This window comes from Agromyces sp. Y782 (assembly GCF_059445405.1).
This window is the reverse complement of record NZ_JCAIUG010000001.1, coordinates 176,942-189,769: the sequence shown is the minus strand read 5'-3', so window position 1 is coordinate 189,769 and position 12,828 is coordinate 176,942. Positions and strand designations below refer to the sequence as shown.

The 12,828-nt window shown below is 68.0% G+C and carries 11 protein-coding genes; 8 read left to right on the top strand and 3 right to left on the bottom strand.

What is annotated here, in order from left to right:
* The first annotated feature begins 36 nt into the window (after nucleotides 1-36).
* Nucleotides 37-195: a hypothetical protein gene (locus AC1C2S_RS00900; protein WP_495350659.1), complete on the top strand. Its 159-nt coding sequence runs from the start codon at nucleotides 37-39 to the stop codon at nucleotides 193-195.
* Between the two features lie 27 nt (nucleotides 196-222).
* On the opposite strand, the gene AC1C2S_RS00895 is transcribed toward AC1C2S_RS00900, so the two are convergent.
* Nucleotides 223-1,662, bottom strand: a complete 1,440-nt coding sequence (locus tag AC1C2S_RS00895) for an RNB domain-containing ribonuclease (protein ID WP_495350658.1) — start codon at nucleotides 1,660-1,662, stop codon at nucleotides 223-225.
* A gap of 40 nt (nucleotides 1,663-1,702) precedes the next feature.
* On the opposite strand from AC1C2S_RS00895, the gene AC1C2S_RS00890 reads away from it, so the two are divergent.
* A complete protein-coding gene (locus AC1C2S_RS00890; protein ID WP_495350657.1) occupies nucleotides 1,703-3,466 on the top strand; it encodes a proline--tRNA ligase in 1,764 nt (587 codons plus the stop codon).
* A gap of 98 nt (nucleotides 3,467-3,564) precedes the next feature.
* Here the strand turns inward: AC1C2S_RS00890 and AC1C2S_RS00885 are convergent, their stop codons facing one another.
* A complete protein-coding gene (locus AC1C2S_RS00885) occupies nucleotides 3,565-4,170 on the bottom strand; it encodes a hypothetical protein (protein WP_495350656.1) in 606 nt (201 codons plus the stop codon).
* 349 nt (nucleotides 4,171-4,519) lie between these two features.
* Between AC1C2S_RS00885 and nusA the strand changes: the two genes are divergently transcribed.
* From nusA to rbfA, 4 genes are all read left to right on the top strand, one after another.
* Complete coding sequence (nusA, locus tag AC1C2S_RS00880; RefSeq protein WP_495350655.1) at nucleotides 4,520-5,518, top strand: transcription termination factor NusA; 999 nt, start codon at nucleotides 4,520-4,522, stop codon at nucleotides 5,516-5,518.
* Between the two features lie 78 nt (nucleotides 5,519-5,596).
* Nucleotides 5,597-5,857: a YlxR family protein gene (locus AC1C2S_RS00875; protein WP_495350654.1), complete on the top strand. Its 261-nt coding sequence runs from the start codon at nucleotides 5,597-5,599 to the stop codon at nucleotides 5,855-5,857.
* Between the two features lie 83 nt (nucleotides 5,858-5,940).
* Nucleotides 5,941-8,775: a translation initiation factor IF-2 gene (gene infB / locus AC1C2S_RS00870; protein WP_495350653.1), complete on the top strand. Its 2,835-nt coding sequence runs from the start codon at nucleotides 5,941-5,943 to the stop codon at nucleotides 8,773-8,775.
* Nucleotides 8,776-8,897: 122 nt separating this feature from the next.
* On the top strand, nucleotides 8,898-9,410 hold the full coding sequence (gene rbfA / locus AC1C2S_RS00865) for a 30S ribosome-binding factor RbfA (RefSeq protein ID WP_495350652.1): 513 nt from the start codon (nucleotides 8,898-8,900) through the stop codon (nucleotides 9,408-9,410).
* 37 nt (nucleotides 9,411-9,447) lie between these two features.
* Here rbfA and AC1C2S_RS00860 read toward each other — a convergent pair whose 3' ends face one another.
* Nucleotides 9,448-10,338, bottom strand: coding sequence for an HhH-GPD family protein (locus tag AC1C2S_RS00860; protein WP_495350651.1), 891 nt, complete (start codon nucleotides 10,336-10,338; stop codon nucleotides 9,448-9,450).
* A gap of 47 nt (nucleotides 10,339-10,385) precedes the next feature.
* Between AC1C2S_RS00860 and AC1C2S_RS00855 the strand changes: the two genes are divergently transcribed.
* Together AC1C2S_RS00855 and AC1C2S_RS00850 are read left to right on the top strand one after the other, a co-directional pair.
* A complete protein-coding gene (locus AC1C2S_RS00855) occupies nucleotides 10,386-10,988 on the top strand; it encodes a nucleoside/nucleotide kinase family protein (protein WP_495350650.1) in 603 nt (200 codons plus the stop codon).
* 277 nt (nucleotides 10,989-11,265) lie between these two features.
* Nucleotides 11,266-12,756, top strand: a complete 1,491-nt coding sequence (locus tag AC1C2S_RS00850; RefSeq protein WP_495350649.1) for a hypothetical protein — start codon at nucleotides 11,266-11,268, stop codon at nucleotides 12,754-12,756.
* The last annotated feature ends 72 nt before the right edge of the window (nucleotides 12,757-12,828 follow it).

Sequence of the window (12,828 nt, the reverse complement as noted above, 5' to 3'; positions counted from 1 at the left end):
GTGCCCTGCGGCATCCGATCGCGAGAGGAGACCGCGATGAGCGGAGACGGCACCGAGTTCGAATACCCTGACGAAGCGGGGTATCCCGATGGCATGGGCACGCTCCACGAGGGCACCGACGACGCTGCGACGGCAGCCGAAGGCGACCTCGAGGAGTTCGCGCTCGACGACGAGGAAGACGTCGAGGGCGTTTGACCGGCGGCGGCTCGAGTCGCTCCGACGTCAGGCCGCGTCGGCGACCCGGAACTGCACTGTGCCCGCGCGGATGTCGGCTGACTCCAGCACGACGTCGAGTTCCGTGCCGGCGCGTACTCCCGCCGGCGCTGGGCACGTTGCCGAGACGGCGGGCGCCGCGAGCTGGATCACAGCATTCTCACCGCGCACCTCGAGCACCGTCGCCGTGAAGCGCTCCCCGACGTGCCCGTGCAGCACGGCGGCCTCCACACGGGCCACGGATGCCGCGTCGAGCTGACTGGCCCGCTGCGACGACGCACCCATGAGCGACGGGAGGGAGGCGAGTGACGAGCGAGCCCATTCGGGCACCTCGCGGCCGGCACTGACCGCTTCGCAGACGACGAGCGCCCATCGGTCGACCAGCCGGCGCAGTGGCGCCGTGACGTGCGCGTATGGTGCGGCGATCGCCGATTGCATCGGATCGGGCGGAATCGCACCATCGATCACGACATAGCCCGCACCACGGAAGAGCCCGGACGCCACCTGCATCACCGCGAGCGAGACGGGATCATCCCGGTCGAGCCCGCGAAGGTACTCGCCGTACGAGATCGTCTCGGGCCATGGTCGCCCGAGGGCCTGCGTCTGAATGCGGAATGCGGCGATTCGATCCTCGGTCGGCTTCGGCATCGTGCGAAGTATGCCGATGCGCGCACCGATCATGAGCTCTGCTGCCGCCATGCCCGTCAAGAGGGAGAGTTGCGCGTTCCACTCCTCGACCGGCAGCGGGTGCCGGCGTTCGAGGGCGTAGCCGCCGTCGGGCGTGCGCACGATCTCCTCGTCGGGGGAGTTGAGGCTGGCGCCGCCGCGGGCGCGCTCGAGCTCGATGCGCAGGAGTCCGACTTCGCGGAGGAGGGTGAGCGATGAGCCCCCGTCGCCTGCATCGATTCGCGATTGCGCGTCGTCGTAGGTCAGCTGCTCGCGCGAGCGCACCGTCGCGCGAGCGAGCTGTGTGCCGGTGACCACGCCGTGCCGGTCGAGTTCGAACGACCACACGAACGCGCTGCGGTCGGCGTCGGGCAGGAGCGAGGAACGGTCCTCGCTGAGCACGGGCGGATGCAGCGGCACTCGCCCGTCGGCGGCGTAGATGGTCTGGCCGCGGCGTCGTGCCTCACGGTCGACGGCACCGTTGGGAAGCACCCAGCCCGGGACATCCGCGATCGCATAGTGCACGACGAAGCCGGTGGTGCTCCGGGCGATGTGCAGTGCCTGGTCGAGATCGGTCGAACCTGGCGGGTCGATCGTGACGAACTCGATCTCGCGAAGATCAACCTCGGGTGGCGGTGTAGGGGCGAGGGTCGCGGATGCCTCGGCGTCCACCTCCGGCGGAAAATCCACACGCAGCTCGAGCTCAGTGCGGAGCTCTTCGAGCGCCGTGGCGAGCTCGCTCTGCGCGGCGGAGACGGCGACATGATGGCGTCGTGCTGTCATGCGCCCAGCCTAGGGTGAGCGCCCGAACTAGAATCGTCGGGTGCCCACACGCCTGACGAACTACTTCCTCCGCACGCTCCGTGAAGACCCCGCCGACGCCGAGGTCACGAGCCATCGCCTGCTCGTGCGCGCCGGCTACATTCGCCGCCAGGCGCCGGGAATCTTCGCGTGGCTGCCGCTGGGTCTTCGTGTGAAGGCGAAGATCGAGGGGATCATCCGCGAGGAGATGACGAACGCGGGTGCACACGAGGTGCACTTCCCTGCGCTGCTGCCGCGCGAGCCCTACGAGCAGAGCGGTCGCTGGGAGAGCTATGGCGACAACATCTTCCGGATGCACGACCGGAAGGGTGGTGACTACCTCCTCGCACCGACCCACGAGGAGATGTTCACGCTGCTGGTGAAGGACCTCTATTCCTCCTACAAGGATCTGCCACTCGCCATTTACCAGATCCAGGACAAGTACCGAGACGAAACACGCCCTCGCGCGGGCCTCCTGCGCGGCCGCGAGTTCACGATGAAAGACGCGTACTCGTTCGACGTGACCGATGAAGGCCTCGACGCCAGCTACCAGAATCAGCGCGACGCCTACGAACGGATCTTCCAGCGCCTCGGCCTCGAGTACGTGATCGTGAAGGCGGACAACGGGCTCATGGGTGGCGCTCGCAGCGAGGAGTTCCTGCACCCGACCCCGGTGGGCGAAGACACCTTCGTGCGCTCGGCCGGCGGGTATGCGGCCAACGTCGAGGCGTTCGAGACGATCGTGCCGCCCGCGCTGCCGTTCGACGGTCTACCCGCCGCTGTTGTGCTCGACTCGCCGAACACGCCGACGATCGCGACGCTCGTCGACCTCGCGAACGCCGAGTACCCGCGACCCGACGGCCGCGAGTGGACCGCAGCGGACACGCTGAAGAACGTCGTGCTCGCCGTCGTGCAGGCCGACGGCGCCCGCGAGGTCGTCGTCATCGGACTGCCGGGCGACCGCGAGGTCGAGATGAAGCGTGTCGAGGTCGCGTTCGCGCCCGGCGAGGTCGAGCCCGCGACCGAGGCGGACTTCGCGAAGCACCCCGGCCTCGTGAAGGGCTACATCGGCCCGTGGTCGGTCGACGGCGCCGTGCTCGGCGAAGAGTCGGCCACCGGCATCCGCTACCTCGTCGACCCCCGCGTGGTCGACGGCACCGAGTGGATCACGGGCGCGAATGCCGACCAGAAGCACGTGTTCGGCCTCGTCGCAGGCCGTGACTTCGTCGCCGACGGCACCGTCGAGGCGGCGAACGTGCGCGCCGGCGACCCCGCACCCGACGGCTCCGGCCCGGTCGAGCTGGCCCGAGGCATGGAGATCGGCCACGTCTTCCAGCTCGGTCGCTTCTTCTCAGATGTGCTCGGCCTCAAGGTGCTCGACGAGAACGGCAAGCTCGTCACGGTCACGATGGGGTCGTACGGCATCGGGGTGACTCGCATCCTCGCGATCATCGCCGAAGACAACAATGACGACAAGGGACTCATCTGGCCGGCGTCGGTAGCGCCATTCGACGTGCACGTGCTCGCCGCAGGTAAAGACGCGGCCGTGTTCGACGCGGCCGAGACGGTCGTGGCCGCCCTCGAGGCATCCGGGTACGACGTGCTCTTCGACGACCGCCCGAAGGTCTCGCCCGGAGTGAAGTTCGGCGACGCCGAGCTCATCGGCATTCCGAAGATCGTGATCGCCGGTCGCGGGGTGGTCGATGGCCTCGTCGAGGTGTGGGATCGCGCGAGCGGTGAGCGCACGCAAGTGCCGATCGACGGCGTCGTCGCCGCGCTCGCCTGAACTCGGCGAGCGGATGCCTCGTCGTGACGTATCCGCAATAGGTGCCGAATCGATGCACAGGCACGGCGTTCATCGATACGGCACCAATCGGCTGGCGATCACCTCACGGCGTCACACATGTTCTCTTCGCGGCCGTGGTTGAGCTCCATCGAGCGGATCCCGGTGGTCGCGAACGACACGATGTGCCGGCCGGTCACGTAGTAGTAGCCATTCGGCAGGTCCGGAGCGCTCCCGACCGGCCAGCCCAGGGCGAATGGGCCATTGGCGTCGACCGTCTGCAGGGCTCCCACCTCGGAGAACGTGTAGGTCGCGTGGCCGCTGATGTTGTACCGCTTCGACGCTCCGGTCTCGACATTGACCGCTTCGACGATGTAGGGGCCGAGGTACTCCTGCTCTCGGACATTCCCGTTCTCCCATCGCGAGAGCACCCGGCCACGGACTCCCTGCTGCAACGTATGCGTCTCGAGGTCGAAGTCGCCGCAGTAGCGAGCAGCGGGTGCCCGAGTCACGTCCGGCTCGGTCACCGACTCCCATGGCTCCTGCACGTCGTGCCAGCTGTCGGCGGCCATTGCCGTTCCCGAGCTCATCAGAGTTGCTACCAGCACTGCCGCGCTTGCGAGGACGATACGTCGCAGAGTGTGATTCTTTTCATTAAGCGTTAATGTCATTGCCAAACCGAAGCGGTCATGGGTTGGTGTCGTCAACAGCGGTAACCGAATCGTGACCTGCCGGATGAGCCGAGGGCACTGCTGCACCTGGCGATCGCCACGTCGGGGTTGCCCGAGCCGGTGATCCGCCATCCGATCCGCGTCGCCGACGGCCTCGCCCTCGCGGCCGCCGTCGAATCGGTGCGCAGCGCCCTCACCCGAAGGTGAGCCGTCACCCCCCGCCAGATCGCGGAGCGACGACCTGGCGTACGTGACGGATCGCCGGCGCCGGCGAACCCAACCGAGTGGCGCCGAGTGGATGCCCGGCCCTCGCTCATCCGGTACCGTAGAGTCCTGTCCGCTCCGAGGGGAAGCGGAGTGAGAGCTGAATAGAGGAGGCCGGGTTATGGATATCGACCTCAGCGTGCTGCGGATGATGGAGCGCGAGAAAGAGATCCCATTCGACGAACTGGTGGAGATCATCGAGCAGGCCATTCTCATGGCGTACTTGAAGCACACGCATCCCGACCAGCACGGCCACGCGAACCCCGAAGGTGTGCGCGCCCACCTCGACCGCAAGACCGGTCACGTCTCGGTGTACGTTCCCGAACTCGACGAAGAAGGCAACGTCATCGGCGAGGCCGAAGACTCCCCGAGCGACTTCGGGCGCATCGCCGCGTTCGCCGCGAAGCAGGTCATCAACCAGCGTCTGCGCGACATCGCCGACGACGCGGTGCTCGGCGAGTTCCGCGGGCGTGAGGGCGACATCGTCGCCGGCATCATCCAGCAGGGCCCGAACCCGCGCATGGTGCACATCGACCTCGGCACGGTCGAGGCGATCCTGCCGCCCGAAGAACAGGTTCCCGGCGAGGAGTACCTGCACGGCCAGCGCATACGCGTCTACGTGACGAGTGTCGCCAAGGGCCTCAAAGGCCCGTCGATCACGGTGTCGCGCACGCACCCGGCGCTCGTGCGCAAGCTCTTCGCACTCGAGGTGCCCGAGATTGCCTCGGGCGTCGTCGAGATCGTCTCGCTCGCCCGCGAGGCCGGCCACCGCACCAAGATCGCGGTGCGTGCGACCCAGCCCGGCGTCAACGCCAAGGGTGCGGCGATCGGCGAACTCGGACAGCGCGTGCGCGCCGTCACGGCCGAGCTCGGCGCCGAGAAGATCGACATCGTCGACTGGAACGACGACCTCGCGACGTTCGTCGCGAGCGCACTGAGCCCCGCGAAGGTCACGAGCGCGTTCGTGATCGACGAGTCGACGCGGGCCGTACGCGCCCTCGTTCCCGATTACCAGCTCTCGCTCGCCATCGGCAAGGAGGGTCAGAACGCCCGTCTCGCCGCGAAGCTGACGGGCGCGAAGATCGACATCCAGCCCGACTCGGTCCTCGAGTCGAACTGAGCCAAACGGCCGCGCTGCGGCCGACGCCAGTATCCACCGATTGGCCGCCGTCGGCGGACGAACAGCGCAGAGTGTAAGATGGAACCCGTCAGAACGTGCATCGGATGCCGTTCGCATGCCCCGCGGTCCTCGCTTCTGAGGGTCGTCACCCAGAACTCCCACGTCATCGCAGATGATGCGGCTGTGCTTCCGGGCAGGGGTGCGTGGCTGCATCCGTCACTCGAGTGCTACCGGCTCGCCGTGCGGCGACACGCCTTCGGGCGTGCACTCCGCATTCGCGGCGAGGTGGACACCAGCAACGTAGAGAACAGGCTGAACGGCGTGATCACTAATGAGTAACGACTCATGAGCGGCTCGAAATGAGACCCGTCCGTCATTGATGGTCTGCCCCTGTCCGGGGTCGGACCCGGAACAGGAGAGAAGTGGCTGCCAAACCACGCGTACACGAGATCGCAAGCGAACTCGGTGTCGACAGCAAGATCGCCCTTGAGAAGCTCAAGGAGATGGGCGAGTACGTCAAGGGACCCTCGTCGTCCATCGAGCCCCCCGTCGCTCGTCGGCTGAAGGCCGCGCTCGAGGCCGCAGGCGCGGCCGCGTCCGCAGCGCCTGCAGCTGCCGCTCCCGCAGCGACCGGAGCCAAGCCCGGCGCGAAGCCGGGTCCCAAGCCCGCTCCGAAACGCCCGGCCGCCCCTGAGGCGCCCGCAGCGGCAGAGGCTCCCGCACCCGCGGCGGCTCCCGAAGCTGAGGCCGCTCCCATCGCCGAGGTGCCGCTCACGGTCGCCGAGCGCCAGGCCCAGGCCGAAGAGCGAGCCGCGCAGGCCGCGGCCGAGAAGTCGTCGGATGCTCCGGCGGCTGCTGCTGCTTCGACCGAAACCGATGCCGCTGCGCCGTCCGGTGCCCCGGCTCCGGCCGGCACGGCCCCGCGTCCCGGGGCCCCGCGTCCCGGTGCCGGTACCCCGCGTCCCGGCAACAACCCGTTCTCGAGCGCGCAGGGCATGGGCTCCCGCCCGGCACAGCCGCGTCCGGGCAACAACCCGTTCTCGAGCGCGCAGGGCATGGGCCAGCGCCCGAGTCCCGGCAACATCCCTCGCCCGCAGGCGCCTCGCCCCGGTTCACCGCGGCCCGGCGCTCCGCGCCCGGCCGGTGCGGGTGGTCGTCCCGGTGGCGGCTTCCAGCGTCCCGGTGGTGCAGGTGGCGGTGCAGGTGCTCGCCCAGGCGGCGCACCCGGTGGCGGCTTCCAGCGCCCAGGCGGCGCACCCGGTGGCGGCTTCGGCGGCCCGCGTCCTGCTGGCGGCGGTGGCCGTGGTCGTGGCCCCGGCGGCGGCACAGCCGGTGCGTTCGGTCGCGGTGGCGGCAAGAGCAAGTCGCGCAAGTCGAAGCGGACGAAGCGGGCAGAGTTCGAGATGCGGGAGGCTCCGTCGCTCGGCGGCGTAAGCGTGCCCCGTGGCGACGGCAACACCGTCGTCCGGCTCCGGCGCGGCTCCTCGATCTCCGACTTCGCCGACAAGATCGACGCGAACCCCGGTTCGCTCGTGACCGTGCTGTTCCACCTCGGTGAGATGGCGACCGCGACCGAGTCGCTCGACGAGGCCACCTTCCAGGTGCTCGGTGAAGAGCTCGGCTACAAGATCCAGGTCGTCTCTCCTGAAGACGAAGACCGCGAGCTCCTCGAGGGCTTCGACATCGACCTCGACCAGGAGCTCGAGGACGAGACCGACGAAGACCTCCAGCAGCGTCCTCCGGTCGTGACCGTCATGGGCCACGTCGACCACGGTAAGACCCGACTCCTCGATGCGATTCGCAACGCGAACGTCGTCGACGGCGAGGCCGGCGGCATCACCCAGCACATCGGTGCGTACCAGGTGCACGCCGAGCACGAGGGCGTCGATCGCGCGATCACCTTCATCGACACACCGGGCCACGAGGCGTTCACCGCCATGCGTGCCCGTGGTGCGCAGGTCACCGACATCGCGATCCTGGTGGTCGCGGCCGATGACGGCATCATGCCGCAGACGATCGAGGCCTTGAACCACGCGCAGTCGGCCAACGTGCCGATCGTGGTCGCGGTGAACAAGATCGACAAGCCCGACGCGAATCCCGCCAAGGTGCGTCAGCAGCTCACCGAGTTCGGCCTGGTCGCCGAGGAGTACGGCGGCGACGTCATGTTCGTCGACGTCTCGGCTCGCGAGAACATCGGCATCAAGGAACTCCTCGATGCTGTGCTGCTCACGGCCGATGCCGGGCTCGACATGCGCGCGAACCCCAACAAGGCGGCTCGTGGTGTGGCCATCGAGGCCAAGCTCGACAAGGGGCGCGGTGCAGTTGCAACGGTGCTCATCCAGTCGGGAACGCTGCGCGTCGGCGACGCGATCGTCGCGGGCACCGCGTACGGCCGCGTTCGTGCGATGGCGGATGAGAACGGCGACGCCGTGCTCGAAGCCACTCCGTCGCGACCCGTGCAGGTGCAGGGCCTCTCGAGCGTCCCGCGCGCCGGCGACACCTTCCTCGTCACCGAAGAAGACCGCACCGCGCGTCAGATCGCCGAGAAGCGTGAAGCCGCAGAGCGCAACGCGCAGCTGGCGAAGGCCCGCAAGCGCATCTCGCTCGAAGACTTCACCCGTGCACTCGAAGAGGGCAAGGTCGAGTCGCTCAACCTCATCATCAAGGGTGACGTCTCGGGTGCCGTCGAGGCGCTCGAAGAGTCGCTGCTCAAGATCGAGGTCGACGACTCGGTCCAGCTTCGCATCCTCCACCGCGGTGTGGGTGCGATCACCGAGAGCGACGTCAACCTCGCGACGATCGACAACGCGATCATCGTCGGGTTCAACGTGCGTCCCGACACGAAGGCGCGCGAGCGCGCCGCTCGTGAAGGCGTCGACATCCGCTTCTACTCGGTGATCTACAACGCGATCGACGAGATCGAGGACTCGCTGAAGGGCATGCTGAAGCCCGAGTTCGAAGAGGTGCAGTCGGGTGTCGCCGAGATCCGCGAGGTGTTCCGTTCCTCGAAGTTCGGCAACATCGCCGGTGTCATCGTGCGATCGGGAACGATCACGCGCAACGCCAAGGCTCGAGTCATCCGCGATGGCGTCGTCGTCGGCGACAACCTCGCGATCGAGTCGCTGCGTCGCTTCAAGGACGACGTCACCGAGGTCCGCACGGACTTCGAGGCGGGCATCGGCCTCGGCAAGTTCAACGACATCCAGGTCGGCGACGAGATCGAGACCATCGAAATGCGGGAGAAGCCCCGGGCGTAGCTCGTGGGATGGGGTCCCTGATTCTTTACTCCGGTGAAGAATCAGGGACCGCTACCCCGATTCACGTCGAGGCGGGCAGGGCGGCGAAGCCGTTCTGGCCTTGCCACGAAAGGAGATACATCATGGCGGATCCGGCACGGGCCAGGAAGATGGCCGATCGCATCAAGGAAATCGTTGCGAAGCGCCTCGATAAGGGATTGCGCGACCCGCGGCTCGGCTTCGTCACCATCACCGACGTTCGCGTCACGGGTGACCTGCAGCACGCCAGCATCTTCTACACCGTGTACGGCACGGAAGAAGAGCGTGACGACTCCGCCAAGGCCCTGAAGGCCGCAACGGGGATGCTCCGCAGCGAGGTCGGCCGTAACATCACGGCTCGGCTCACCCCGTCGCTGGAGTTCATCGCGGACGCGATCCCCGAGAACGCCCAGCACATCGCCGCGCTCCTGCATGAAGCGCGCACTCGCGACACTGAGACGGCCGAGCTCGCCTCGACCGCCGAATACGCGGGCGAGGCAGACCCCTACGTGAAGCCGCGGGAGTATGACGACGACCTGCTCGACGGCGACGGCGACCTCGATGCATCTGCCGGCGAGCAGCCCGAGCTCGGCGACGAGCCGGGCAGCGCGCGCTGAGTACCGCGTCAACACCGACGGCGCTTCCGCCGGCCTGTCACGCCTCGGGCAGGCGGTAGCCGTTCGCCTCTTGAACGGCGAGTCCGTCGCCGACGAGGGTCGCGACGGCGCGATCGAGTTGCGCAGCATCCGGCCAGATCGAATCGAGCTCGGCCCGTGAAACGGGACGATGCGCGACCCTGAGTTCGCGCATCACGAGCCCGCGCACCTGCCGGTCGGAGCCCGCGAATCGCGCTTGCGCGGCCTTCTTCGCGCCCATGTATTCGGGGTAGCCGGCGGCTCGCCAGGCGCATGAGTCGGCGATGGGGCAGGCCTCGCACCGCGGTGCTCTGGCGGTGCAGACGGTTGCGCCGAGTTCCATAGCGCCTGAGTTGAAGGCACGTGCACCCGCGGCATCGCGGGGGAGCAGTGCAGCCATCGCGGCGAGGTCTCGCGTCGTCGATGGCGGACCGGGCTCGCCCTGCCCCAGAACGGCGCGTGCAATCACCCGGCGGGTGTTGGTGTCGACGACCGGGACTCGCACGCCGAATGCGAACGCCGCGATCGCTCGCGCCGTGTACGGTCCGATGCCCTGCAGCGCGAGAAGGGCGTCGAGATCTGCGGGCACTTCGCCGCCGTGCCGCTCGACGATTTCGACGGCGGCACGGTGCAGCCAGAGGGCCCGGCGCGGATAGCCGAGCCGGTCCCATGCGCGAACCGCTTCGGACGGCGGCTCGGCGGCGAGAGCCGTCGCGGTCGGCCAACGCTCGATCCACGCCTGCCACCGGGGTACCACCCGGGCGACCTGTGTCTGCTGCAGCATGAACTCGCTCACGAGCACAGCCCAGGGGGAGACCTCGGCCGCTCGCCACGGCAGCGGCCGCGCGGCATCCGCGAACCAGTCGATGACCGGCCGCGTGAGAACATCGGCGGTCGGGCGGCGGGGCATTCGTCCAGCCTACGGCGGGGCGGATGCCTCGGAGCTAGGCTCGGGGCATGCGGCTTGTCACCACGCCCCGAGTCACCTTCCTCCGTTCGATCGCCGATGAGATCATGCAGCACTACGGTCGTGGGCGCATGATCGTGGCGATCGACGGCCCGCTGCAGAGCGGCAAGACCGCATTCGCCGACGATCTCGCAGCGGTGCTCGAGGAACGCGACCACGCGGTGTTCCGCGCGAGCATGGAGGGGTTCCATCGCTCGAGAGAGGCGCAGGCGGCGTTCGGCGAGGACACGCCCGCCCGCTACTTCCGGTACGGCTTCGACGAGTCGGCGTTGCGGCGCGTGCTCGTCGAGCCGTTCCGGCTCGGCGGTTCGACCGCGTTCGTGACCCGGGTCTTCGATCCCGCGCGCGACAGGTGGGTCGAGCCGAAGTGGATCACCGGGCCGGATGACGCGATCCTCGTGATCGACGGCCGGTTCCTCCTGCGGCAACGACTCGCCGGGCTCTGGGACGTACGCATCGCCCTCGACGGGGACCCCGTCGACCCCGCTGACGAGATCGCGTACGCCGAGTCGGATCCGCGTCTCGTGGCGTCCATCGTCGTCGACAACAGCGACCCCGAACACCCGCGTCGCCGGTTCTTCGACAGCTGCTGACGCCCGTCGAATGACGTCGAATGACCGGCGTCCCCCATTCGGGTGCCAATTTCGGCTCGAATCCGAAGAATTCATGGTGAAGTCCTCCGTTGAGGGGACATAATGGTGACACTGCCAACCCTCCCGGCTTCGCGAACCCGATCGCACCACCCGAATTACCCGACGCCAGTCGACGAGCACGTTCGTGCCCGTCGACTCTGCTGTGCGCCCTGAACGCGCCCTTCGTCATCCCTCGGTTTCGCTGACCCAGCCGGGCCAGACCGATGGAGAAACCCGAATGAGCAAGCCCCGCGCCGCAGAGGCGCACGCTGCCGACGGCGATGTCGGTGCGCGTCAGCGCACGACGTCCCGGAACCCGCTGCGACGTATCGCCGCGGCAATCACCGCCGTCGTGCTCGGCGCCGGCCTCGCCCTCGTCGGTGTTGCAGCGCCCGCGAGCGCCCACACCGGTGACCTCAACGCAAACGCTCAATGCAACCCCGTCACCGGCGAGTACGACGTGACCTACACATTGAAGCTGTCGAACGTGTCGAATGGGAACACGGGCACGACGAAGTGGCGCGTCGGCGGTACCAGCTTCGACGAGACGCCGAAGAACGCGAACGGCATGGATCGCGGCCCGATCACGACGACCGGCAACAAGACGATCACGCTCGGCACCGAGCACCTGCCGGGCACGACGAAGACAGGGCCGTGGGTCTACGCGTACACGAAGTGGACTGACGACTTCGACAAGGGCTCCGACGGTCGTGTCGCGAACCTCAAGGGCGATTGCGGAAAGTCGCCTACGGAACTTCTGGTGCCCGCCGCGCCCGAGAAGCAGGATCACTGCGGCACCGCGGACGACCGCATCGTGCAGCCGCCGGTAGTCGAGGGCGTGGAGTGGACGATCACCCCCGTCGTCGATGGCAAGGCGACGGCGACGGCGACGGCGAAGCCCGGCTACACCTTCGCAGACGAGACGACGTCGAAGACCTTCGACTTCACGTTCACTGACAAACTCTGCGGGGTACCACTCGAGGTGCCGGCTGAGGCGACGTTCTCCGACGAGTGCGGTGTCGGCAACTACGAGCTCGACTACGAAGAAAAGCTCGAGGGTGTCGTGTGGAACGAGGCCGTCGTTGGCGGCAAGCTGACGCTGACCGCGAGCCCGGCCGAGGGCTACTCGTTCGTGGGTGAAGCGCAGTCGAAGGTCTTCGGCCCGTGGGACCTCAATGAGAAGCCCTGCATCGAGCCGACGCTGAAGGCGGCAGTCGCGACCGGTGACTGCGTCGCGGATGTCCCGTGGATCTTCTTCGACGTCGAAGTCGCAGACCCTGACGGGCAGTCCACGAGCAACACGGCGCGGCTCGTGCTGACCGACGGCACGAACACCGAGACGATCGTGCTCGGCGAGCTTGTCGACGGCAAGCTCGACGGCAAGGTGCTGTGGCCCGGTGCCACGGTCGCCGCTGACGGCGTCACGCCGACCGGCTGGCCGGGCTGGGCCCAGGTCGGCGATCAGTGGGTCGAGGTCGATGACAACTTCGCGTGGACCCGCGCCGTGACCGAGGCGAAAATCGTCGTGAACCCCGAGGCAGCCGTGGCGATCTCGTACCCGGCAGCCACTCCCGATTGCGCCACCGGGCCGAAGGGCTCGGGTGCCGACGGCACCGGGCTTGCGAGCACCGGTTTCGCGGGCACGACGATCGCGATCGTCGCGGGCATCATCGTGGTCGCCGGACTCGCGTTCCTCGTGATCGCGCGAATCCGACGCAAGCGCGCCTGATCGACTGACGCACGCTGAGGGGGTCCGGTTCGCCGGGCCCCCTTCGTCGTGCCACGTGCTCGCATCGCGCAG

Excerpts from the sequence above, each read along its gene's own strand:
- AC1C2S_RS00875 (WP_495350654.1), top strand. The coding sequence starts at position 5,597 with ATGGAACCCGTCAGAACGTGCATCGGATGCCGTTCGCATGCCCCGCGG.
- nusA (WP_495350655.1), top strand. The coding sequence starts at position 4,520 with ATGGATATCGACCTCAGCGTGCTGCGGATGATGGAGCGCGAGAAAGAG.
- AC1C2S_RS00860 (WP_495350651.1), bottom strand. The coding sequence starts at position 10,338 with ATGCCCCGCCGCCCGACCGCCGATGTTCTCACGCGGCCGGTCATCGAC.
- AC1C2S_RS00895 (WP_495350658.1), bottom strand. The coding sequence starts at position 1,662 with ATGACAGCACGACGCCATCATGTCGCCGTCTCCGCCGCGCAGAGCGAG.
- AC1C2S_RS00855 (WP_495350650.1), top strand. The coding sequence starts at position 10,386 with ATGCGGCTTGTCACCACGCCCCGAGTCACCTTCCTCCGTTCGATCGCC.
- AC1C2S_RS00900 (WP_495350659.1), top strand. The coding sequence starts at position 37 with ATGAGCGGAGACGGCACCGAGTTCGAATACCCTGACGAAGCGGGGTAT.
- AC1C2S_RS00850 (WP_495350649.1), top strand. The coding sequence starts at position 11,266 with ATGAGCAAGCCCCGCGCCGCAGAGGCGCACGCTGCCGACGGCGATGTC.
- rbfA (WP_495350652.1), top strand. The coding sequence starts at position 8,898 with ATGGCGGATCCGGCACGGGCCAGGAAGATGGCCGATCGCATCAAGGAA.